General features: G+C 63.4%; 24 protein-coding genes and 2 pseudogenes. 19 read left to right on the forward strand and 7 right to left on the reverse strand.

Annotation, left to right across the window (positions count from 1 at the left end; genetic code table 11):
- The first annotated feature begins 21 nt into the window (after positions 1 to 21).
- Positions 22 to 249, forward strand: coding sequence for a hypothetical protein (locus CTR53_RS00345; protein ID WP_290808126.1), 228 nt, complete (start codon positions 22 to 24; stop codon positions 247 to 249).
- A gap of 67 nt (positions 250 to 316) precedes the next feature.
- Here the strand turns inward: CTR53_RS00345 and CTR53_RS00350 are convergent, their stop codons facing one another.
- The 4 genes from CTR53_RS00350 to CTR53_RS00365 form a co-directional block, all read right to left on the reverse strand.
- Positions 317 to 742 (reverse strand): DUF2794 domain-containing protein, encoded by a 426-nt coding sequence (locus CTR53_RS00350; RefSeq protein WP_290808129.1) that lies wholly within the window; start codon positions 740 to 742, stop codon positions 317 to 319.
- Between the two features lie 122 nt (positions 743 to 864).
- Positions 865 to 1,416 (reverse strand): response regulator, encoded by a 552-nt coding sequence (locus CTR53_RS00355; protein WP_290808132.1) that lies wholly within the window; start codon positions 1,414 to 1,416, stop codon positions 865 to 867.
- A gap of 24 nt (positions 1,417 to 1,440) precedes the next feature.
- Positions 1,441 to 2,097, reverse strand: coding sequence for a chemoreceptor glutamine deamidase CheD (locus CTR53_RS00360; RefSeq protein ID WP_290808135.1), 657 nt, complete (start codon positions 2,095 to 2,097; stop codon positions 1,441 to 1,443).
- Positions 2,098 to 2,121: 24 nt separating this feature from the next.
- On the reverse strand, positions 2,122 to 3,312 hold the full coding sequence (locus CTR53_RS00365; RefSeq protein ID WP_290808138.1) for a pentapeptide repeat-containing protein: 1,191 nt from the start codon (positions 3,310 to 3,312) through the stop codon (positions 2,122 to 2,124).
- A gap of 363 nt (positions 3,313 to 3,675) precedes the next feature.
- Here CTR53_RS00365 and CTR53_RS00370 point away from each other — a divergent pair, with 363 nt between their 5' ends.
- The 11 genes and pseudogenes from CTR53_RS00370 to CTR53_RS21175 form a co-directional block, all read left to right on the forward strand.
- The gene (locus CTR53_RS00370; RefSeq protein WP_290808141.1) at positions 3,676 to 4,104 is read left to right on the forward strand and encodes a hypothetical protein; all 429 of its coding nucleotides are present in this window, start codon (positions 3,676 to 3,678) and stop codon (positions 4,102 to 4,104) included.
- Between the two features lie 109 nt (positions 4,105 to 4,213).
- Complete coding sequence (locus tag CTR53_RS00375) at positions 4,214 to 4,753, forward strand: hypothetical protein (protein WP_290808144.1); 540 nt, start codon at positions 4,214 to 4,216, stop codon at positions 4,751 to 4,753.
- A gap of 195 nt (positions 4,754 to 4,948) precedes the next feature.
- On the forward strand, positions 4,949 to 5,428 hold the full coding sequence (locus CTR53_RS00380; protein WP_290808147.1) for a hypothetical protein: 480 nt from the start codon (positions 4,949 to 4,951) through the stop codon (positions 5,426 to 5,428).
- A 188-nt stretch (positions 5,429 to 5,616) separates the two neighbouring features.
- Positions 5,617 to 5,931, forward strand: a complete 315-nt coding sequence (locus CTR53_RS00385) for an STAS domain-containing protein (RefSeq protein ID WP_290808150.1) — start codon at positions 5,617 to 5,619, stop codon at positions 5,929 to 5,931.
- Entirely contained in the window at positions 5,928 to 6,293 is a 366-nt protein-coding gene (locus CTR53_RS00390; protein ID WP_144068627.1) for a response regulator, read from the forward strand. Before CTR53_RS00385 ends, CTR53_RS00390 begins: the two co-directional genes overlap by 4 nt.
- A 45-nt stretch (positions 6,294 to 6,338) precedes the next feature.
- Positions 6,339 to 8,567, forward strand: a complete 2,229-nt coding sequence (locus tag CTR53_RS00395; protein ID WP_290808158.1) for a chemotaxis protein CheA — start codon at positions 6,339 to 6,341, stop codon at positions 8,565 to 8,567.
- An 18-nt stretch (positions 8,568 to 8,585) separates the two neighbouring features.
- Complete coding sequence (locus CTR53_RS00400) at positions 8,586 to 9,107, forward strand: chemotaxis protein CheW (RefSeq protein WP_290808161.1); 522 nt, start codon at positions 8,586 to 8,588, stop codon at positions 9,105 to 9,107.
- Between the two features lie 12 nt (positions 9,108 to 9,119).
- Positions 9,120 to 9,983, forward strand: a complete 864-nt coding sequence (locus CTR53_RS00405) for a protein-glutamate O-methyltransferase CheR (RefSeq protein ID WP_290808164.1) — start codon at positions 9,120 to 9,122, stop codon at positions 9,981 to 9,983.
- A gap of 23 nt (positions 9,984 to 10,006) precedes the next feature.
- Positions 10,007 to 11,059, forward strand: a complete 1,053-nt coding sequence (locus CTR53_RS00410) for a chemotaxis response regulator protein-glutamate methylesterase (RefSeq protein WP_290808167.1) — start codon at positions 10,007 to 10,009, stop codon at positions 11,057 to 11,059.
- A 103-nt stretch (positions 11,060 to 11,162) separates the two neighbouring features.
- Complete coding sequence (locus tag CTR53_RS00415; RefSeq protein WP_290808171.1) at positions 11,163 to 11,555, forward strand: response regulator; 393 nt, start codon at positions 11,163 to 11,165, stop codon at positions 11,553 to 11,555.
- A 23-nt stretch (positions 11,556 to 11,578) separates the two neighbouring features.
- Positions 11,579 to 11,851, forward strand: a pseudogene (locus CTR53_RS21175) (MarR family winged helix-turn-helix transcriptional regulator); the annotation flags it as partial.
- A 130-nt stretch (positions 11,852 to 11,981) separates the two neighbouring features.
- Here CTR53_RS21175 and CTR53_RS00420 read toward each other — a convergent pair.
- On the reverse strand, positions 11,982 to 12,917 hold the full coding sequence (locus tag CTR53_RS00420) for an alpha/beta hydrolase (RefSeq protein WP_290808174.1): 936 nt from the start codon (positions 12,915 to 12,917) through the stop codon (positions 11,982 to 11,984).
- A gap of 116 nt (positions 12,918 to 13,033) precedes the next feature.
- Here CTR53_RS00420 and CTR53_RS00425 point away from each other — a divergent pair, with 116 nt between their 5' ends.
- The 4 genes and pseudogenes from CTR53_RS00425 to CTR53_RS00440 all read left to right on the forward strand — a co-directional run bounded on the left by CTR53_RS00425 (position 13,034) and on the right by CTR53_RS00440 (position 17,674).
- A complete protein-coding gene (locus tag CTR53_RS00425; RefSeq protein ID WP_290808177.1) occupies positions 13,034 to 14,434 on the forward strand; it encodes an aspartate aminotransferase family protein in 1,401 nt (466 codons plus the stop codon).
- A 95-nt stretch (positions 14,435 to 14,529) separates the two neighbouring features.
- A complete protein-coding gene (locus CTR53_RS00430; protein WP_290808180.1) occupies positions 14,530 to 15,372 on the forward strand; it encodes a hypothetical protein in 843 nt (280 codons plus the stop codon).
- A 262-nt stretch (positions 15,373 to 15,634) separates the two neighbouring features.
- Positions 15,635 to 16,198, forward strand: a complete 564-nt coding sequence (locus CTR53_RS00435) for a TRAP transporter small permease subunit (RefSeq protein WP_290808183.1) — start codon at positions 15,635 to 15,637, stop codon at positions 16,196 to 16,198.
- Positions 16,199 to 16,203: 5 nt separating this feature from the next.
- A pseudogene (locus CTR53_RS00440) lies at positions 16,204 to 17,674 on the forward strand (TRAP transporter large permease subunit).
- 61 nt (positions 17,675 to 17,735) lie between these two features.
- Here the strand turns inward: CTR53_RS00440 and CTR53_RS00445 are convergent.
- The gene (locus tag CTR53_RS00445) at positions 17,736 to 18,857 is read right to left on the reverse strand and encodes a PQQ-dependent sugar dehydrogenase (RefSeq protein WP_290808186.1); all 1,122 of its coding nucleotides are present in this window, start codon (positions 18,855 to 18,857) and stop codon (positions 17,736 to 17,738) included.
- A gap of 269 nt (positions 18,858 to 19,126) precedes the next feature.
- Positions 19,127 to 19,372, reverse strand: a complete 246-nt coding sequence (locus tag CTR53_RS00450) for a hypothetical protein (RefSeq protein WP_290808191.1) — start codon at positions 19,370 to 19,372, stop codon at positions 19,127 to 19,129.
- Positions 19,373 to 19,493: 121 nt separating this feature from the next.
- On the opposite strand from CTR53_RS00450, the gene CTR53_RS00455 reads away from it, so the two are divergent.
- The 3 genes from CTR53_RS00455 to CTR53_RS00465 are packed head-to-tail and all read left to right on the forward strand — an operon-like array spanning position 19,494 to position 21,084.
- On the forward strand, positions 19,494 to 20,075 hold the full coding sequence (locus CTR53_RS00455) for an XRE family transcriptional regulator (protein WP_290808194.1): 582 nt from the start codon (positions 19,494 to 19,496) through the stop codon (positions 20,073 to 20,075).
- A complete protein-coding gene (locus CTR53_RS00460; protein WP_290808197.1) occupies positions 20,072 to 20,566 on the forward strand; it encodes a GNAT family N-acetyltransferase in 495 nt (164 codons plus the stop codon). Before CTR53_RS00455 ends, CTR53_RS00460 begins: the two co-directional genes overlap by 4 nt.
- Positions 20,563 to 21,084, forward strand: coding sequence for a GNAT family N-acetyltransferase (locus CTR53_RS00465; RefSeq protein ID WP_290808200.1), 522 nt, complete (start codon positions 20,563 to 20,565; stop codon positions 21,082 to 21,084). Before CTR53_RS00460 ends, CTR53_RS00465 begins: the two co-directional genes overlap by 4 nt.
- Positions 21,085 to 21,129: the final 45 nt, after the last annotated feature.

Genomic DNA, 21,129 nt, shown 5'->3' on the forward strand with positions numbered 1-21,129 from the left:
TGCATCAAGGGATGGACCCCGATGTTGACCCGCGTAAAAATGATTGCCGCCGCTTTCGCCATGACCGGTTTCCTGGCCGGTGCTGTTGCTCCCGCCTTCGCTCCGGCCGCCCAGGCCGCCAGCCAGACGCAGAGTGCCAAGCCCGCCAAGAAGGCGGAAAAGAAAAAGGCTGCTGCGCCTGCCAAGAAGAAGACTGGCGAAAAGAAGGCCACTGCCAAGCCGGCCGCGAAGAAGGCCAAGAAGGCCTGATCGCCCGCTGAGCGTTTCGGTCGGGGCCTCCGCCTGCCGGCGGAGGCCCTTTTCTTTTTGCGCAGAGTTAAAGCGTGGCTTCGCGTTTGGGCTCGAAGAAGCGCAGCATGACGGCCAGTTCCTTGCCGCGCCGCACGATGCGACCGCCCTGCGCGACAATGGCGAAGGCACCCTGCTTGCGCGCCAGCTTCGGCGTTTTCACGATGCGATAGAGCGCGCCGTCGGCGGTGCGGCGGAACACGGCAAAGCTGCAGCTTTCGCGGTCATGCCCGATGGCATAGTCACGCCACTCGCCCATGCCGACCATGCGGGCATAAAGATTGAGGATCAGATTGAATTCGCGGCGGTCGAAAAAAACGGCCGGCTCTATTGCCGGCCTCGGGTCGGTGCTTCTGGCAACGATCAGCTTGACGTCCGCACCCTGCCTCGCCGCATCATGGGCGGAGTCCTCTGGCAAACGCCGGAACTGCTGCAAGGTGACAACCTCGCTCATACCGGAACGACCGACCTCCTGTCTGTTTCGGTGATGCGAATCTTGGTCCCGCAAGCGCGGTCCGTCAAGACGGGATATTGGCAAGTCGGGACTACCAACCGGGCCGGCCATCAGGGCGATACTCAGAGTTCGTTCAGCAGGTTCTCGACCGCGCTGTCGTCCATCTGCTGGTCGCCCTTGTCCAGCATGTCCTTGCGACGCTCCTCGCCGGTGTAATTCGACACCTTGTGGCGGCGACGGTCGGGGCCGAAGAAATCGTCGGTGCGCACGAACTGGCGCGGATATTCGATCACCATGGTGATGCGGCGCGCCATCGTCTTGGCCGAGAAAGGCTTCACCAGGAATTCGGTGACACCGACATCGCGCGCCTTCATCACCTTCCGCTCTTCCGACTGCGCCGTGACCATCACGATCGGCACGAACACATTCTTCGACGCCGGGTTCTTGCGGATCCATTCGACGAGACCGAGACCATCCATCTCGCCGTCCATGTGCCACTCGGTGAAGATGATGTCGACGACGTTGTTTTCGAGATACGCGAGCGCGTCTTTCGCGTTCAGGCATTCGGCAATGCGCGTAACTCCGAGGGGTCGCAAAACCTCTTTAATAAGCTGCATGTGGTTGTGGTTGCTGTCGACCACAAGCACCGCAATGTTGTTGAGTTTGTATGCCATGGAACAGTGCTCTGTAAGCCGGCCTCAGTCGAACAGCTCGATGCTGCCCGCTGTGGTCTGCACCGCGGTGATCTTCTTGGCGCTCTCGCGCTGGAACACGGCCTTGGCGCTGGCATCCTCGATCTGCTTCATACGCACCACGCCGGTGGCCGGGAAATACTGCACCTTGCGCGGCAGCGTGCCGCGCAGATCGGCGCCCATGACCCGAAAACCTTCGTCCTTCAGATAGCGTTCGACGAAGTCGGCATTCTGATGGCCGATGCCGCGCAGGCCGGCCAGTACATTGGCGCCGCCGAAGATCTTCACCTCCAGCCGCTCGCGCCGGCCGCCGGCACCGAGGATTCCGTTGATCAACTGCTCCATCGAATAGCTACCGTAGCGCAGCGAGGCGGAGAACGGCAAATCCGGGTTGGCGTCGCCGCCCTTGTCAGGCAGCAGGAAATGGTTCATGCCGCCCACGCCGGCCACCGGATCGCGAATGCAGGCGGCGACGCAGGACCCCAGAACTGTCGCCAGCATCTCACCCTCGCGGGTGGAGACGAAGAAATCGCCCTGGAAAACCTGAACCACGTTAACTTTCAGAATCGGATCGTAATACCGCCGGCGCTCCGCCGAAGGGCCAGCCGCGCTGCCCTCGGTGGCGGCGGGGCGCCGCAGGATGCTGCCGGGTGTGGTACTCATCGGATCATCATGGCTATGGGCCGGTCACGGTTCAAGACCGCTGACGTCGTGGAGGATCGCATCCGCCCACTCGACTCCGTCGCAGGTTGCGCCGGCCAGCCGCGCATTCGACAAATCCGTATAAATCCGGCGGCCGGTCCGCTCCCCTGTCGCCGAGAGGATTTCGGCGCTGGCAAAACGGCTGCCGCTGAACCGGCCATTGCGCAGGTCCGCTCCCGTCAGGTTGCAACCGGCAAAGGTTGTATTGCGCGCACTGCAACCGCGCAGGTCGACGCCGGACAGGTCGGCGAACTGAAAGGTCGTATTGTCGATCCTGGCGTCGCGCAGGGCCGCACCGCGCAGCTTGATGCCGGAGAGGTCGAGGTTGGCAAGGTCGAAGCCGCTGAGATCCTGGCCGCGCAGGTTGGCTGGCCGGCCATCGCCGCCGCCGACCCAGCTCTTGTGGGCGGCCAGCGCTGCCTGGATTTCGGCTTCTGTCAGCGGCCTGGGCGCGGTCGTGGCGGGTTCGGGTGCCATGTTGGCCATCACCACATTGGCGCCGAAGGTATCGACGTCGCTGAGGTCGACGCCATGCAGGTGCGCGTCGGTGAGATTAGCGCCCTGCAGCGTCGCGCCGGTCAGATTGGCACCGCTCAGTTCCGCACCGACCAGATTGGCGCTTGCCAGCGTGGCGCCCGCAAGATCGGCGCCGGTGAGATCGACGCTGACCAGCTGGCAGTCGGTGAGCGCGGCATCCTGCAGGTTCGCGCCCGCCAGGTTGCTGCCGCTGAAATCCGCACCCAATGCATCCACACCGACCAGCGTGGCGCCGGCGAAATTGCTACCAGTGACATTCTGGCGCAGCACCTCGACACCTTCGCCGGCATCCTGGCCGAGTTCGAGGCCGCGGCGGAAATTCGCACCGGTGAGATTGGCGCCGGCCATGTTGACGCTTTCCAGCGTCGCGCCGCGCAGATCGGCACGGCTCAGGTCGGCCTCGCTGAGATCGGCACCGCTGAGATCGGCCTTGAAGAGATCGCACTGCACGAGCTGTGCCTTGTTCAGGCGGGCATCGCGCAACTTTGCCATGCGGAAAGACGCGCGACGCAGATCGACACCGCTGAAGTCGGCGCCCGTCAGATCGCGGCCGGCGAAATCCGCCGGCTTGCCGCTGGGCATGCCCTTCAGCCAAAGATGGTGATGGTGCAGCATCTCTTTGATGTCGATCGGATCCATCGTCCGCGCGGCGCCCCCTTATCTGTCAGCTAGTTAGCATGTTTCTCCGCTACGGCATACGCATGCTGGCGATGATTATCGGCTTTTAATTACCAACCCGCACCGGTTTTGACCAAAGTGGATAATGCAGGCAATGGCGGGTTTGATAACAACCACCGGTCGTAGTCCGCAGGGGTGAGCCCAGATCGCAGGGCGCCGGACCAGGATCAAAGATTACCGCGACGGCAGCCGGCAGGACGGGTGCAAAGCGGCGTGAACTGTGCCAAAAGTCAGCAAATGGGGAAGGCTCGGGCATTGCCGAGGGACAGTCACAATACGCAGTCAGGCAGCACGGAGGGCATCAGCCCTGCCGGGTCGCGTGAATTGCTGGACTTTATCGCGCTGGTGCTGCTCGCCCTGAAGGAAGAGGTCGAGGATCTGCAGAAGGCGCAGAATGCCAATGGCCAGGCTTTTGCCGCCAAACTGGTGGAGCTGGGTCGGCAGTTGCCGGACTCGCCGCTGATGGGCGAGGCCATTGCGCTGATGCAGGGCGACGACCTGCGCAGCCAGCGCCAGCAGCATGTGATCAACGCGCTCCGCTATGTCGAAGACATCATCCGCGACCAGTCCGGACGGGACTGGGCGCCGCGCCTGACCGAGCGCGCCGCCGGCTGGGGCGAAGGCCTGATCGCCAGCCAGACGCTGGAGCAGGTTCGCGCGCATTTCCAGCATTACCTGCTGGGCTCCCCATTTGAAGATGCAGGCCGCAGCGCACCTACAGTCGCAACCAGAAGCGACGTGGAGCTGTTCTAGTCTTTATGCAGATTAGCGTCTATTCGGTTGCGGCTGTGAAACGGGACGTTTACTTTGCCTGTGTTATTGCAGGGCCATGTTACGGCACTGCGGGAGCTTGAACGCTAGAATGGCCGACAACGACAGCGCAAAGACGGATGGTGCCGCCAAGCCCTCGAAGGGCGGTGCGGAATTCGTCACCCCGCCCAACTACCTCAAAATGAAGGTTGGCGGCGGCGGCATCGACAAGGAAGCCATCAAGGAAGCCGAGATCGCCGTCCAGGTACTCGGCCACAAGATGTATGCGAAATGGGCCGATGACGACCTCGGCCGCATGCGCGCGTCCTTCGAGGAACTCAAGGCGACCGATCTCGACGCGCCGGACAGCGTCAAGAAGATGCTGCGCATCTGCTGGGACATGAAGGGCCTGGGCGGCACCTTCGGCTATCCGCTGGTCACCACGATCACGCATTACCTGAGTAATTATCTCGAACACTGTCTGAATTCGGAAGCCGCGCATGTGAGCGCGGCCGTGGTGTCGCCGCATATCGATGCGCTCTATGTCGTGCTGAGCCAGAAGATCAGCGGCGACGGCGGCGCCATCGGCCGCGAACTGGTGTCGGGCCTGGAAAAAGTGGTGCTCAAGACCGGCGCCCGCATCAGCGGCTGAACGGCCCCGCTCCGCTATCGCGGTCACCGACCGCGGATTTCCGCGTAACCCCAACGGATTGTGTTGACTCCAGGCTGAACCCCGTCATCTAGCGGTTCTCCTTGACCCTCCGAGTCGCGCCCAGTAAGGTCAAACCGAATCGGGCAAAGTCCCGATTCGCGATGTCAGAGTCTGCCTTCAGGGATTGGAACACCCGTGGATCTCGATCAAGGGTTGTTCGCAGAACACGACCAGGATTACGGCCAGGACAGCGCTTATGGCGATGGGGCCGCCTGTGGTCATGGGGCGAGCCTCGGCTATGGCGCCGACGATCCGATCATCGATGTCGAGGCCGAGGATATCGAGCCTGCGCCGCGCACGACGACCGTGAGCCGCCTGCCGCGGATCGGCGACCGCTTCAATACCGAAACCCGCTTCCAGGGCCAGTCGCTTTCGCAACTTGCGGTTCATTCCCTGTGGATCGCCGATTATCTGCGCCAGCTCGGCGAGACCGAGATGGCGGATGGCGATCTCGACAGCATCAGCCACTGCGCCGACGACCTGGAAAGCGCCATCATCATGATGTTCCAGCTTGCCGGCGGCACCCGCCTGGAACTGCGCCAGCGCTACCAGGATCTCAAGGTCGCCATGCGCGCGGAGATGCTTTCCACCATCGATCTGGGCCGCAACCAGTAGCTTCGCAATCTCTTGGGCAATCCCCTTGGGTGAGCCGAAGTACCGGTAGGCACGTGGTTTTTTAATAACCCCTGAAGCATCCCTCTTCCGTCGCGCCGGGCCGTCGGTTAGGCTCGCCCTGATAAAGGTTTACGGCTGCAGATATGGGAGCAGCCAGCGCCCGCTCCGCGGGTGCTGTGGGGGAGTTGATGGAACCGTTCACGGTTACGAAAACCGACGATGCGACCCAGCTCGGCCTGGTGGCCAGCATGGATCTGCGTGCGGCCGAACCGCTGCTGCACAGCCTGCACGAGATGATGGCGCAGGGCGGCAAGGTGGTGATCGACGCCTCGCCCGTCGAGCGGCTCTCGACCCCCTGCGTCCAGATCCTGCTGTCGGCTGCCCAGCATATGGAGCAGCATGGCATCCCCTTCGTCGTGAAATCGCCCAGCGATGCCTTCGTGAGCGCCTTCGACGACCTGGGCCTCTTCTCGTTTCTCATGAAATGGCCGGTACAGACATGACCAAGCGTGTTCTCACTGTCGACGACTCGAAGACCATGCTGCAGATGCTGCAATTCGCGCTGAAGCAGGGCGGTTTCGAAGTCATTCAGGGCGAGAATGGTCAGGAAGGTCTCGACCTGCTGGAAGCCAATACCGTCGACGTCATCATCACCGACATCAACATGCCGGTGATGGACGGCATCACCTTCATCAAGGAACTGCGCAAGAAGCCGAAGAACAAGGCGACGCCGGTCCTGATTCTTACCACCGAAAGCAGCCAGTCCAAGAAGGAAGAGGGTCGCAGCGCGGGAGCCACCGGCTGGATCGTCAAGCCGTTCGATCCGGGCAAGCTGCTTGAGGTGATCCGCAAGGTCAGCCCGTAACGGGCCGACGGAACGGCGACGCGGAGCAGAAGCAGGACGCGCCCCATGGATGATCTAGCCCAGTTCAAACAGACTTTCTTCTCCGAGTGCGAGGAGCTGCTCGGCGACCTGGAAGGTCATCTGATGGCGCTTCAGGCGGGCGAAGGCGACAACGGCACGCTGAATGCCGTGTTCCGCGCCATCCACTCGATCAAGGGCGGCGCCGGCGCTTTCGGCTTCGAACGCCTGGTCGCTTTCGCGCATATCTTCGAAACCGTGCTCGATCTGATGCGCGACGGCCGGCTGGAACCGACACCGGACTCCGTGCTGCTGGTGCTGCATTGCGCCGACATCCTGTCCGACCTGGTGAAGGCGGCGCAGAACGGCACCGAACTTTCGCCCGGACATGAAAACGACGGCCGCAAGTCGCTGATCGACCTTGCCGCCAGCATCGGCGTCGACGCCGATCCCAACGCCGCCGATGCCGCCCTTGCCGCACTGGATGCCCAGCTGGCCGGCGGCGGCGGCCTGGATGACGAGCCCGAGCCGGTGGTGGCCGCTGCGCCGGAACCGGAACCGGAAGCTGCACCGGTCGCACCCGCCAAGGCACCGCTGCTGAAATATGTGGTGAAATTCGAACCGCGCGATGCGCTGTACCAGCGCGCCAACGAGCCGCTGATCCTGATCCGCGAACTGCGCGAACTCGGCGGCTTCCTCGCCAAGGCCGATGCCGAGGCAGTCCCGTCGCTGGACCAGATCCAGCCTGAAGGGGCCTATATCAAGTGGGAATTCGAAATCGAGACCGACCGCGGCGAACAGGCGATCCGCGACGTTTTCGAATTCGTGCTCGACGACTGCCTGCTCGAAGTGACCTGCCTGAACCCGCCTGCCCCAACTGCGGCAGCGAAACCGGCAGCTGAACCCCCGAAGGCTGCGGCAGCCGAAGCGCCGAAGGCCGAGGCTCCCAAGGCGGAAGCCGCGCCTGCCGTTGCACCGGCTGCAGCTCCGAAAACGGAAGCGCCGAAGCCTGCCGCTGCTGCGCCCAAGGCGGAAGCTGGCGGCGGTGGCGGTGGCGAAACCAAGGCCGCACGTTCGATCCGCGTCGATCTCGACCGCGTCGACAAGCTGGTCAACATGGTCGGCGAGCTGGTGATCACGCACGCCATGATCGCGCAGCAGACCGAGCATCTGCACGCCGACCAGCATCCCGAACTTGCCAACGGCCTGGCCGAACTGTCGCATCACATCCGCGATCTGCAGGAAAGTGTGATGGCGATGCGCGCCCAGCCGGTGAAGAGCGTGTTCGCTCGCCTGCCGCGCCTGGTGCGCGAACTGGCGATGATGACCAACAAGAAGATCCGCCTCGACATGAGCGGCGAGAACACCGAGATCGACAAGACGGTGATCGAGCAGCTTGGCGATCCGCTCACCCACATGATCCGCAATTCCTGCGATCATGGCATCGAAACGCCGGACGACCGCACCGCCGCGGGCAAGCCGCCGGAAGGCGTGATCCATGTCTCGGCCGACCAGCGCGGCGGCCGCATCGTGATCGAGATTACCGACGACGGCCGCGGCATCAACCGCGAAAAGGTGATGAAGAAGGCGATCGAGAAGAAGTTGGTCGCCCCCGATGCCGTGCTGAGCAACGAGGAAATCGACAACCTGATCTTCCTGCCCGGCTTCTCGACGGCGGATACGGTGTCGAACATTTCCGGCCGCGGCGTCGGCATGGACGTGGTGCGCCAGAACATCCAGTCGCTCGGCGGCCGCGTGCATATCCAGTCGCGTCCCGGCCAGGGATCGAGCTTCATCCTGACCCTGCCGCTCACGCTGGCGGTGCTGGACGGCATGGTGCTCAAGGTCGGCGTGCAGTCGTACATCCTGCCGCTCGCCAACATCGTGGAGAGCCTGCGTCCCGAGAAGGACCAGATCAACGTGGTGGCCAACCAGAGCGAGCTGCTGCGCATCCGCGGCGAATACGTGCCGCTGGTCTACCTGCATCGCATCTTCAAGGTGCCGAAAGGCATCGACGACCCGACCAAGGCACTGGTCATCATCGTCGAGATGGAAGACAGCTCGAAGATGGGCCTGGTGGTGGACGAAATCATCGGCCAGCAGCAGGTGGTTATCAAAAGCCTGGAAGAGAATTTCGACCCGATCCGCGGCGTCGGCGCCGCCACCATCCTTGGCAACGGCCGCGTGTCGCTCATTCTCGACGTCGCCGGTATCAAGCACATCGCCGAACATGAAAGCCAGCAGCGCCCGCCGCGGCTGGCCGCACCGGCAGCGTAACGCAGGAGAGCGCGCTTTATGGCAACCGCAGCAGAACAGGCCGCCCGCTCCACCCGCACGGTACAGCTGGTATCCTTCACGGTCGGCAACGAGGAATACGGCGTCGATATCATGGCGGTGCGCGAAATCCGCGCCTGGTCGGAAACCACGCCGCTGCCGAACACGCCCGAAGTGGTGCGTGGCGTGATCAACATGCGCGGCGCCATCGTGCCGATCTTCGACCTGCGTGCCCGCTTCGGCATGCCGCGCACGGAGCCGACCAAATACAATGTCGTCATCATCGTCTCGGTCTCGGCGCGTATCGTCGGCATCCTGGTCGACGCGGTGTCGGACATCATCACGATCAACGAAGATGAAATCCGCCCGATGCCGGACATGGAACAGGTCAGCGGCCTGGGCTTCATGGAAGGCCTGATCACCGTCGGCGACCGTATGGTCGGCCTGATCGGCCTGGAGCGCATGTTCTCCGGCCGTATGCTCGAAGCCGCCGACTCCACCGGCAAGCCGCTGCTGGCCGGCCCGAACGAGGCGGCAGCCTGATTCCTGAGTCCCATGGCAAACCGCACCGTCGCCGATAGCCCGACCGCCGAGGATCGCGAATTCGCCTTCTCGACGAGCGACTATGATTATCTGCGTGCGATGCTGAAGGAAAAGACCGGCATCGAACTGGGCCCGACCAAGCACAACATGGTCTATGCCCGCCTAGCCAAGCGGCTGCGTAAATTAGGCATGAGCGGCTTCCGCGAATATATCGAATTCATCGGTTCGGATGCCGGCAGCGGCGAGTTGGGCACCACGCTGAACGCGCTGACCACCAACCTGACCAAGTTCTTCCGCGAGAACCATCATTTCGAGCATCTTGCCACCACTGCGCTGCAGGAAATCCGCGCACGCGCCGTCAGCCAGGGGCGCCGCCTGCGCATCTGGTCGGCCGGCTGCTCGTCTGGCGAAGAGCCCTACTCAACTGCGATCACGCTGCTGCGCTCGATGCCCGACATCAAGCAGTGGGATGCGAAAATCCTCGCCACCGACATCGACACCGAGATGGTGCGGCGCGGCAACGAAGGCATCTATCCGGCCGCCGCGCTGGAAGGCATGCCGGCCGACATTTCGCGCAAGTATTTCGAGCCGTATGGCGACGACAAGGTGCGGATGGTCGAAGAGGCCCGCAACCTGATCAGCTTCAAGCATCTCAACCTGGTCGGCAACTGGCCGATGAAGGGCCCGTTCGACGTCATCTTCTGCCGCAATGTCGTGATCTATTTCGACAAGGACACGCAGCGCGTGCTGTTCGACCGCTACGCCAACCTGCTGGCGCCAGGCGGCTTCCTCTATATCGGCCATTCGGAGAACCTGTTCGGCATCACCGAGCGGTTCAAGCTGCTGGGCCGCAATATCCACCGCAAGATCGCGTAGTCATCCAGGCGTCGGAGCAGCCAGTGGCCGGCAAGAAGATCAAGGTTCTCATCGTCGACGACAGTGCGCTGATCCGCCAGCTGCTGACCGCGGCCCTGTCGAGCGACCCGGAGATCGACGTGGTGGGCGCCGCGCCCGATCCGCTGGTCGCCCGCACGATGATCAAGGAACTGAACCCTGATGTTCTGACCCTGGATATCGAGATGCCGAATATGGACGGCATCTCCTTCCTGGAAAAGATCATGCGGTTGCGGCCGATGCCGGTGGTGATGGTGTCGACCCTGACGCAGAAGGGCGCCAATATCACGATGCAGGCGCTCGAAATGGGCGCCGTCGATTTCGTGCCCAAGCCGACGCTCGACATCAAGCACGCCCTGGAAGAGATCAAAATCGACCTGATCGCCAAGGTGAAGACCGCCTCCACCGCCCGCGTGGTGGCGCGCAACCGGCCGGTCGAAGGTGCCACACCCAAGCGGCTGACTCCCGGCCCCGGCTTCAACTCGACCGACATCATCGTGGCGATCGGCTCGTCCACCGGCGGCGTCGAGGCGCTGAAGGAAGTGATCACCATCCTGCCGCCGGACAGCCCGCCGGTGCTGATCACCCAGCATATGCCGCCGCGTTTCACCGGCAGTTTCGCCGCCCGGCTGGATTCGCTGTCGGCCGTCACCGTCACCGAGGCCAAGGACAATGTCCGCATCTTCCCGGGCCATGTCTACATCGCCCCCGGGGACTACCATCTGACGCTGCATCGCTCGGGCGGCCACTACTACACCAAGATCAACCACGATCCGCCGGTCTCGGGCCATCGTCCTTCCGTGGACGTGCTGTTCAATTCGGTCGCCGAGCATGCCGGCCACAACGCCATCGGCGTGATCCTGACCGGCATGGGGAAGGACGGCGCGGTGGGCCTGAAGAAGATGCTGGAGGTCGGCGCCCAGACCATCGGGCAGGACGAGTCGACCAGCCTGGTTTACGGCATGCCCAAGGCCGCCAAGCTGATGGGGGCGGTGCAAGCGGAAGTAGGCATCGGCCAGGTCGCGGCCGAGATTCTCAACCGCTGCAAACAGCGTTGAGGAACCTTGTTTTTTACGATAAAAACCACGATCTTAAGCCTTGGTTTCAATGCCGCCGGCCAGGATGGCCGCGGTTGGTTGCGTTGAGGGAAGAGCGAGCGATATGCCATCGGCCAGCACTCTCCGAGTTTTGATTGTCGACGATCAGATGAGCATGCGCGGCATTGCGCGTTACTGCTTGCAGGAAATCGGCATCAAGAACGTTGTCGAAGCGAAGAGCGGGGCGGAAGCCCTGGTCGCGATCGGCTCCAACAAGTTCGACCTGATCATTTCCGACTGGAACATGGACGGGATGGATGGTTTGACTCTGCTCAAGACCATCCGCAGCAATCCGCTGACCAAGCGCATGCCCTTCATCATGGCGACCGGCCAGCGCGACACCGAAATGGTGAAGACCGCCATTCAGGCCGGCGTGAACAATTACATGGTCAAGCCGTTCAACGCGGCGACCATGAAGCAGAAGATCGAGGCCGTGCTGGGCAAGCTCGGCGCGTGAACGGCTGACGCGGCGCAGCAATCATGGCGGCCCCGCAGCCCGACGATCCTTCTGCCCCGCTCCGGCTCGAGCGTTACCTGCCCTATCTGATCAACCGCGCCGGCGTTTCGCTGGCGACACGATTCAGCGCGGCGCTGCGCGATGCCGGCATCGCCCTGCAGGACTGGCGCGTGCTGGCGGCCCTGCGCGAACGCGACAGCCAGCGCCTGACCGAACTGGCGCAACGCACCAGTATTGAAGTCTCCACGCTCTCCCGCCTGGTCGGCGGCCTGGAAACCGCAGGGCTGGTCAGCCGCAGCCGCGACAGCGGNNGCCCTGGCGGGCTTGAGCGAGGCCGAGATCGCGCAGCTGAAAAACCTGCTCGAACGGATCTACGGAAATCTCGCTGCGCTGCCGGCCGAAGAACCGGCCGGGAAATAAGGCCGCTTACAGGCAGCGCTGGAAGAAGCCGATCACATCGGCCGTCACAGCATCGCGATTGGTTTCGTTCAGCAGTTCATGCCGCGCTTCGTCGTAGAAGCGGCTCTCCACCCTGGTCAGCCCAGCCGCGGCATAGGCCTGCAGCAGCTGTTTGAGCGCGGCACCGCCAGCCGAGACCGGATCATGCTTTCCGGCAATCACGAAAACCGGCAGCGTCTTGGGGATGCGCGCCTGGTTCTCCGGCCGTGCGATGGCCTGCAGGCCATCCAGCAGGTCGATCCAGGACTGCACACTGATTGGAAAACCGCAGAAGGGATCGGCGATGTATTTGTCGACCTCGGCCGGATCGCGCGACAGCCAGTCGAAATCGGTGCGCTGCGGCTGGAAGCGTTTGTTGAAAGCATCGAAGGACAGCGACTGCACCAGGTTGCTGACGCCGCGCCGGCCCAGACGCAGGCGCTCCAGCCGCGTCACCAGCCGGCCCAGTGCTGCAATCGGCGGCGGCTTGCCGGTCGAGCCGCACAGCACGGCCCCGGCCAGCAGGTCGCCATGCTCGTAGAGAAACTGCTGGCCCATGAACGAGCCCATGGAATGCGAAAACAGCAGCAGCGGCTTGCCGGGATGGCGCTCATTCGCCAGCTGGCAGACGGCGGCGAGATCGCCCACCGCACGGTTCCAGCTGTCGGTATCGCCCATATGACCCAGACTGCCGTTCTTCTGCCCGGTATGGCCATGGCCGCGATGATCGAAACCGTAGGCGGCGAAACCTGCCGTGTTCAGCGCGGCGGCAAAACGCGCGTAGCGTGCGGCATGCTCGGCCATGCCGTGCGAGAGCACCACCACGGCCTCTGGTGCGCCAGCCGGCAGCCACTCGTAGCCATGCAGCACGGTGTCGCCGGCGGGCGATGGCAGTTTCAGGGTGGGAGCGGGCGGTGTCGGCATATGCGCAGTCCAGCCAGTGTTTTGTCCTCGGCAGGACGATCTTTGCCGCGACTGTTTTGACAGGCAAGCAATTTCGCCGTCTACTGAATACTGCATCATTCAGGACAGGTCCGACCATGCCCAGCCCGCAACTGCCCAACTCGACGGCCGCCCGCGATGTCGCCCATGTGCTGCACCCCTACACCAACCTGGTGAAGCACGAGACGGTCGGCCCGCTGGTGATCGAGCGCGGCAAGGGCATCTATGTCTACGACGATCAGGACAAGGAATATATCGAGGGCATGGCCGGCCTGTGGTGCGCCGGGCTGGGCTTCAGCGAAGCAGCATTGGTGGATGCCGCCGTCGAGCAGATGCGCAAGCTGCCCTACTATCATGGCTTCGGCCACAAGACGACCGGACCGGTGGTCGAACTGGCCGAGAAGCTGAAGGCGATGAGCCCGCTTCCCGTCGGCAAGATCTTCTTCGCCGAGGGTGGCTCGGGCGCCAACGACACGCTGATCAAGCTGATCTGGTATTACAACAACGCGCTGGGCCGCACCGACAAGAAGACCATCCTGTCGCGCATCAAGGGCTATCACGGCGTGACGGTGGCCAGTGCCAGCCTCACCGGCCTGCCGGCCAACCACAAGGATTTCGACCTGCCGATCGCACGGATCAAGCATGTCGACTGTCCGCATTACTATCGTTTCGCTGAAGCCGGCGAGAGCGAGGCCGAGTTCGTCGCAAGGCTGGCAAAGAACCTGGAAGATTTCATCCTGGCCGAAGGGCCGGACAACGTCGCCGCCTTCTTCGCCGAACCGATCATGGGCGCCGGTGGCGTCATCCTGCCGCCGAAAGACTATTTCCCCGCGATCCAGAAGGTGCTGCGGAAATACGACATCCTCAGCGTGTCGGATGAAGTGATCTGCGGCTTCGGCCGCACCGGCAACTGGTGGGGCGCGCAGACCTTCGGCTACCAGCCGGATTTCATCTCCTGCGCCAAGCAGCTGTCCAGCGCCTATCTGCCGATCTCGGCGGTGCTGGTGCCCGAGCATGTCTACGAGGCGATCCGCGACAATTCCGGCAAGATCGGCACCTTCGGTCACGGCTTCACCTATGGCGGCCATCCGGTCGCTGCCGCCGTGGCGCTGCGCACGTTGCAGATCTACGAAGAGCGCGACATGCTGGGCCATGTGAACGCCGTGGCGCCGCGCTTCCAGGCACGCCTCCGCAAACTGGGCGATCATCCGCTGGTCGGCGAAGCGCGCGGCACCGGCCTGATCGGCGCGACCGAACTGGTCGCCGACAAGAAGACCAAACGCAGCTTCGCGCCGACGGCCGGCGTGGGTGCGGCCTGCATGAATTTTGCGCAGGAAGAAGGCCTGATCATTCGCGCGATGGGCGGCGACGTGATCGGCTTCTGCCCGCCGATGATCATCACCGAGAGCGAGATCGACGAGCTGTTCGACCGCTTCGAACGCGCGCTGGCGAAAACCATGGCTTGGGTGGCGCAACAGGGACTGAATGCCGCCGCCTGAGGCACAACCTATCCTTTTGGCGGAGTAACCGACGGTTCCCACCTGCAGAGATTGTGTTAAGGTTAATGTAACATTGACCAGCCAGTATCGTGCGGATGATCGTCGAGAATCAGGACCATAATCAGGAAGCCAACGAGCTGGTCTCGCGCATCGAGCAGCGCGCCATGCAGATCTTCAGATTCACCGAAGATGTGAACGAGAAGCGCAACACTGTTTCGAGTTTCCGCAAATTCTCCACGCTGGTCGACGATTTCCATCAGGCCGCCGAAATCGCCGAAGGCCGGCTGTCCGTGCTCAAGACCGGCCGACGCGACGAGCTGCGCCGCTTCGTCTCGCAGCTGCGCGCGAAAATCCTCAAGGTCGAGATCGACGTCAAGCAGAGCTATCTCGAGAACCTGATCGAGACGCGTATCGCCCTGCCCTATGGTGCGCGCGAGTTTTTTGCCTCGCGACTGAAGCGGCTGGAGGAACTCAGCAGCCTGCTGGTCGATGGCCCCGAGGCCGGCGGCACCGCCGACCAGCTGCTGGTCCATATGCGCAACATGCTGCAGCATCTGATGGAGCAGGCGCCGCAGCTCGAAGTCTTCGAGCGCGATCCCGACTGGCGCCCGATGCAGCGCAGCGTGCCCACCGGTCGTCCCGCGGCGGCACCCGCCCCGCGCCCGCAGAAAAACGCCCCGCTGGAGATCAAGCCGATCCGCCTGACCGGCCGCGACGAATGGGGCCGCGTCTTCCTCGACAAGGGCTCCTTCGACATGATCACCGTGGCCTGCCGGGCCCGTGGCATCAACCTCGACCAGGTGGCCTCGAAACTGGGCATCACCCGGGTGGCGCTGACCCTGATCCTGAACGGGCAGGATCCCATCGCCCGCAACCAGCTCGACGTGCTGCACCGGGTGATCAACAACTACAACGCCACCACCGGCGAAATGGGATAATCCGGATTGCGCCCACGAGGCAATATTTGTTCAATTTCCCGGATTTACGAATTTTTTCCTGCCGTTAGCCGGGCCCCTCGTTTATAAATGGCGCCGGTCGCCATCCGGGGCTTTATCGGACGACCCGCATAGAATAAATACGCCCCGACACAGGGAACGCTGGTACCGGGCCAATCCTGCTAGGCAGGCACGGCACCACCATTTGATCAATCGAGTCACGACGGCCGCATCAACCGGCCCGCTGTGAAGGGGGATTTGTTACATGCGTTTGCTACTGGCTTTCAGCGCAGCCGTTGACCGGTTCAACGACTGGGTCGGCCGCATCATCTACTGGGCGATCCTGATCTCGGTGGTCATCAGCGCCGGCAATGCCTCGGTGCGATACCTGTTCCACACCAGTTCGAATGCCTGGCTGGAAGTGCAGTGGTATCTGTTCTCCGCCGTCTTCATGCTCTGCGCCGGCTACACGCTGCTGCGCAATGAGCATATCCGCATCGACGTGGTGGTCAGCCGCTTCTCCGAGAAGACGCTGACCTGGATCGACATCATCGGCACCGTCTTCTTCCTGCTGCCGATCTCGATCATCATCATGTACCTGTCCTGGCCGGTGCTGGTTGACTCCTTCGTCCGCCACGAGATGTCGAGCGATGCCGGCGGCCTGATCCGCTGGCCGGTGAAGCTGCTGATCCCGGTCGGCTTCCTGTTCCTCGTCATCCAGGGCCTGTCGGAGCTGATCAAGCGCATCGCCTTCCTGCAGGGCCTGATCCCGAACCCGGCGCCCAAGAAACAAGACGCCCATAGTCCCATCGAAGGCGCCGCGGAGTAACCGACATGATCCAGTTCCTGATCGACTACATGGCGCCGCTGATGTTTGTGGCGCTGGTCTTCTTCCTGCTGTTCGGCTACCCGGTCGCCTTCGCGCTGGCCGCCAACGGCCTGCTGTTCGCCTTCATCGGCATCGAACTCAACCTGCTGACGCCGGCCCTGATGCAGGCGCTGCCCGAACGCGTGTTCGGCATCATGCGCAACGATACGCTGCTGGCGATCCCGTTCTTCACCTTCATGGGCCTGATCCTCGAACGGTCCGGCATGGCGGAAGACCTGCTCGACACCGTCGGCCAGCTGTTCGGCCCGGTGCGCGGCGGTCTGGCCTATGCCGTGATCTTCGTGGGCGCGCTGCTCGCCGCCACCACCGGCGTGGTGGCCGCCTCGGTGATCTCGATGGGCCTGATCTCGCTGCCGATCATGCTGCGCTACGGCTACGACCGCAGACTGGCCAGCGGCGTGATCGCTGCATCCGGCACGCTGGCGCAGATCATTCCGCCCAGCCTGGTGCTGATCGTGATGGCCGACCAGCTCGGCCGTTCGGTCGGCGACATGTATGCCGGCGCCCTGATCCCGGGCCTGATCCTGTCGGCGCTCTATGCCGGCTATGTCCTCCTGGTCACGCTCATCTTCCCAAAGCGCGCCCCGGCCCTGCCGCTGGAAGCCCGCACATTGCACGGCATGCAGCTGATCCTGCGCGTGCTGGTGTCGCTGGTGCCGCCGCTGGTGCTGATCTTCCTGGTGCTCGGCACGATCTTCCTCGGCGTCGCCACGCCGACCGAAGGCGGCGCCATGGGTGCCGCGGGCGCCCTGATCCTGGCGCTGATGAAGCGCAAGCTGGACTGGTCGCTGCTGCGCCAGGCNNCTCTGGGTCGAACATCTGCTGACCGGCCTGCCCGGCGGCCAGGTCGGCTTCCTGATCGTCGTCAACGTCATGATCTTCCTGCTGGCCTTCTTCCTCGATTTCTTCGAGCTGGCCTTCATCGTCGTGCCGCTGCTCGGTCCGGTGGCGGAAAAGCTGGGCATCGACCTGATCTGGTTCGGCGTGCTGCTGGGCGTGAACATGCAGACCTCGTTCATGCATCCGCCCTTCGGCTTCGCGCTGTTCTACCTGCGCAGCGTCGCCCCGGTGGCGGATTACATCGACAAGGTCACCGGCAAGCTGATCCCCAAGATCACCACCGGACAGATCTACTGGGGTGCCGTGCCCTTCGTGTGCATCCAGATCATCATGGTCGCGCTGGTCATCAGCTTCCCCGAGATGGTGACCGGCATGCTGGATCGCGGCCCCAAGGTCGATCTGAATACGATCCAGATCGAAATCCCGATGGATCCCTCGGGCAGCGAGAATCCCTACGCCACACCGGACGAACTCTCCTCCCCGGGCGCGGACAGCGAAAGCTCGCCGGCCGAGGAAGAGACCGAAGGCGATGCCGAAGACGCCGAGGAAGAAGACAGCGAGACCAAGGCCGACTGAGCCCGGTTTCACGCAACGGAAAAAGCCCGGCCCAGGGTGATTTTCTGGGCCGGGCTTTTTTTTATGCCGGTTCGAGCCGGAGGATACGGCCGCGCGGGCTGTCGGTGGCGACATAGAGAAAGCCGTCCGGCCCGTCGCGCACATCGCGGATATTGTCGCCGATCTCCTTCAGCATCTGCTCCTGGCGCAGCACGCGGGTGCCGTCCACCACCACACGATGCAGCGTGCCGAATTTCAGCGAGCCCACGAAAAGGTTGCCGCGCCAGGCCGGAATCCTGTCGCCGGTATAAAACGCCATGCCCGAGGGTGCGATCGAGGGCGTCCAGTGGAGCAGCGGCTGCTCCATGCCCGGCGCCGAGGTGCCGACGCCGATCTTCGCGCCGGAATAGTCGATGCCATGCGTGATCACCGGCCAGCCGTAGTTTTTGCCGCGTTCGGGGATGTTGATCTCGTCGCCGCCCTGCGCGCCATGTTCATGCAGCCAGATTTTGCCGGTCTGCGGATGCCGGACCATGCCCTGGATGTTGCGATGGCCGTAGGACCAGATTTCCGGCTTCGCATCGTTGCGGCCTCGATAAGGATTGTCGGACGGCACGCGGCCGTCTTTCTCGATCCGGATCAGCTTGCCGAGATGGCTGTTCAGGTTCTGCGCTTCGTCGCGGCGATAGCGTTCGCCGAGGCCGAGCCACAGTTTGCCGTCGGACCCAACCACCACGCGGCTGCCGAAATGTAACCCGCCGGAGACTTTCGGCTGCTGGCGGAACAGCACCTTCACGTCGCGCAACTCGGTCTCACTGAACACCGCACTGGCCAGCGCGGTGCCGGCACCGCCGTCTCCGGGTTCGGCATAGGTGAAATAGAGGATGCGGTTGCGGACGAAATCGGGATCGAGCGTGACATCCAGCAACCCGCCCTGCCCGCTGTCGAACACTTTCGGCAGATTGCCCAGCGGCGGCGACACCTGACCGTTCTTCACGACACGCATCGCGCCCGGCCGCTCGGTCACCAGCAGGCGGCCATCGGGCAGGAAGGCCATGCCCCAGGGATTCTCCAGCCCGCTGGCCACCGTGACGGCGCGGACCGTGGCCTCCTGCGTGCGGATCGTCTGCGGAGTCTGCGCGCTGGCCAGCCCGGAGGACAGGGCGAGCGAGAGACCAAGACCGGCGAAAACTGTTCTGCGCATGATGGCTCCGTTCGAAAATCCGCGATGATGAAACCAACCAATCCAGGAAAGATAAGCCCGGACACCGGCTTAGGCGGGATCAATTGTGTTTGTACGCTGCCGTCTCATACAGTTTTGTCCTGCTTTGCCGCCCCTTTCCCGGGTGTTGGGTCTGCCTTGCTGCACCGTTGTTCCGGCTTATTCGATGCTTATTCGGTGCTTATTTGAGGCTTATTTTGCACACGGGACCGAGCCGGCGCGTCTCGCAGCCTATCGCGCCATATCGGCCTTTATCCCGACGTATCCTGCTCCATCGGCGCGCCCTGCAGTGCCTGCGCCAGGCAGCGGCGGCTTTCGCCGGCACGCATGATCAGGTCGAGAAAATGACGGCTGGTTTCGAAATGGCGCATGAGGCGGTCTTCGGAAATACCGATCGCCTTCGCCGCAGCCGCAGGTGTCTGCCCTCCGGCCAGCATCTGGGCGGCCTCACGCCAGTCGATATATCGCCGGGACCGACGACCGGGCTGATTCGGCATCTGTGACATTCCGCCTCCGGAAGTTGACATGTGGATATAGAACATAATGCGTACATATAGGCATTAAGTCAATCACCAGCAGGCTTGACCCGCGTTGTCTTAAATAATAGACGATTGTCTTATGAATAAGACGCATGAGGCCGATATCGAAACCCGCATCGCCGCCCGGCTGAAGGCGCGGCGCGAGGAACTGGGCCTGTCGCTGGCCGACCTGGCCGAACGCAGCGGCGTGAGCAAGGCGATGATCTCGCGCATCGAGCGCCGTGAGGCCAGCCCGACCGCCGCCCTGCTCGGCCGGCTCTGCGCCGGGCTCGACATCACGCTGTCGGGCCTGATGGCCGCGGTGGAAGACAAGAGCCTGGTGCTGCTGACGGCATCCGCGCAGCCATTCTGGCGCGACCCCGAAACCGGCTTCGAGCGCCGCGCCGTCACGCCGGCCGGCACCGGGTCGAGCGTGGAGATCGTGCAGGCCACCCTGCCGCCCGGCGCGAAGATCAGTTATCCGGCGCTGCCATCGGGCGCCTATGACCAGCATATTCTCGGCGTCAGCGGCATGCTGCGTTTCAGCAGCGGCGACGACCATTTCAGCATCGCCGCCGGCGACTGCCTGCATTGCGCGCTGGACCAGCCGCATGTCTTCACCAATGAAACCGGCGAGCCCTGCCGCTATCTCGTGATCATTGCCCGACGGAAAAGCCGATGAAGATTCGCGATGCCAGGATGGAAGACGCGGAAGCGATCCGCGCCATCTACAACGACGCCGTGCTCAACACCACCGCCGTGTTCGATTACACCGCACGCGAGCCGCAGGCGCAGCGCGACTGGCTGCAGATGAAGGCCGGGCAGCAGCTGCCGGTGCTGGTGGCCGAAGACGCCGGCACCGTGCTGGGCTATGCCAGCTATGGCCCGTTCCGCCCCTGGCCGGCCTATCTCTACACGGTGGAGAACGCCATCTACATCGCGCCGCAGAGCCGCGGCAAAGGCATCGGCACGCAGTTGCTGGCGCCGCTGCTGCAGATCGCGAAAGAGCGCGGCCTGCGTACCATGATCGCCGGCATTACCGCCGACAACGCCGCCAGCCTCCGCCTGCATGAAAAGCTGGGCTACAGCCAGGCAGGCGTGATCCGCGAGGCAGGCTGGAAATTCGAACGCTGGCTCGACCTGGTGTTCCTGCAGAGGATGCTGCAGGCATGATCCTCGCGATCCTGGATGCCGCCACGGCCGAAGCCGAACTGGATACGCTGGCCGCAATCCTGCACGACAGCGTGCAGCACGGTGCCAGCGTCAATTTCGTGCAGCCCTTTGCCATGGAGCAGGCGCGTGCCTTCTGGCAGCGCCAGCTGCCGGCCCTGCGCGACGGCGGCGCCGTGCTGTTCGTCGCGCGACAAGACGACGGGACAATCGTTGGCACTGTCATGCTCGGCCTCGACATGCCGCCGAACCAGCAGCACCGCGCCGATGTGAAAAAACTGCTGGTGCACAGCCGAGCGCGCCGCAAGGGTCTGGCCCGCGCCCTGATGCAGGCGGCCGAAGCCGAGGCACAGCGCCGCGGCCTGACCTTGCTGACGCTCGACACCGAACATGGCAGCGCCGCCGAGCCGCTGTATCATGCGCTGGGCTATACCCTGCTGGGCATCCTGCCCGGCTATGCCCTGGCGGCCGACGGGACGGTGCTGCAGCCCTGCGCGTTCTTCTATAAACAGCTCGCCTGACATCGCCGGCCTGACATCGCAGCAGTCCCGCGCTAGACTCGGCCG

Origin of the sequence: Ferrovibrio sp. (genome assembly GCF_002796975.1) — a bacterium.
Taxonomy (GTDB): Bacteria; Pseudomonadota; Alphaproteobacteria; order Ferrovibrionales; family Ferrovibrionaceae; genus Ferrovibrio.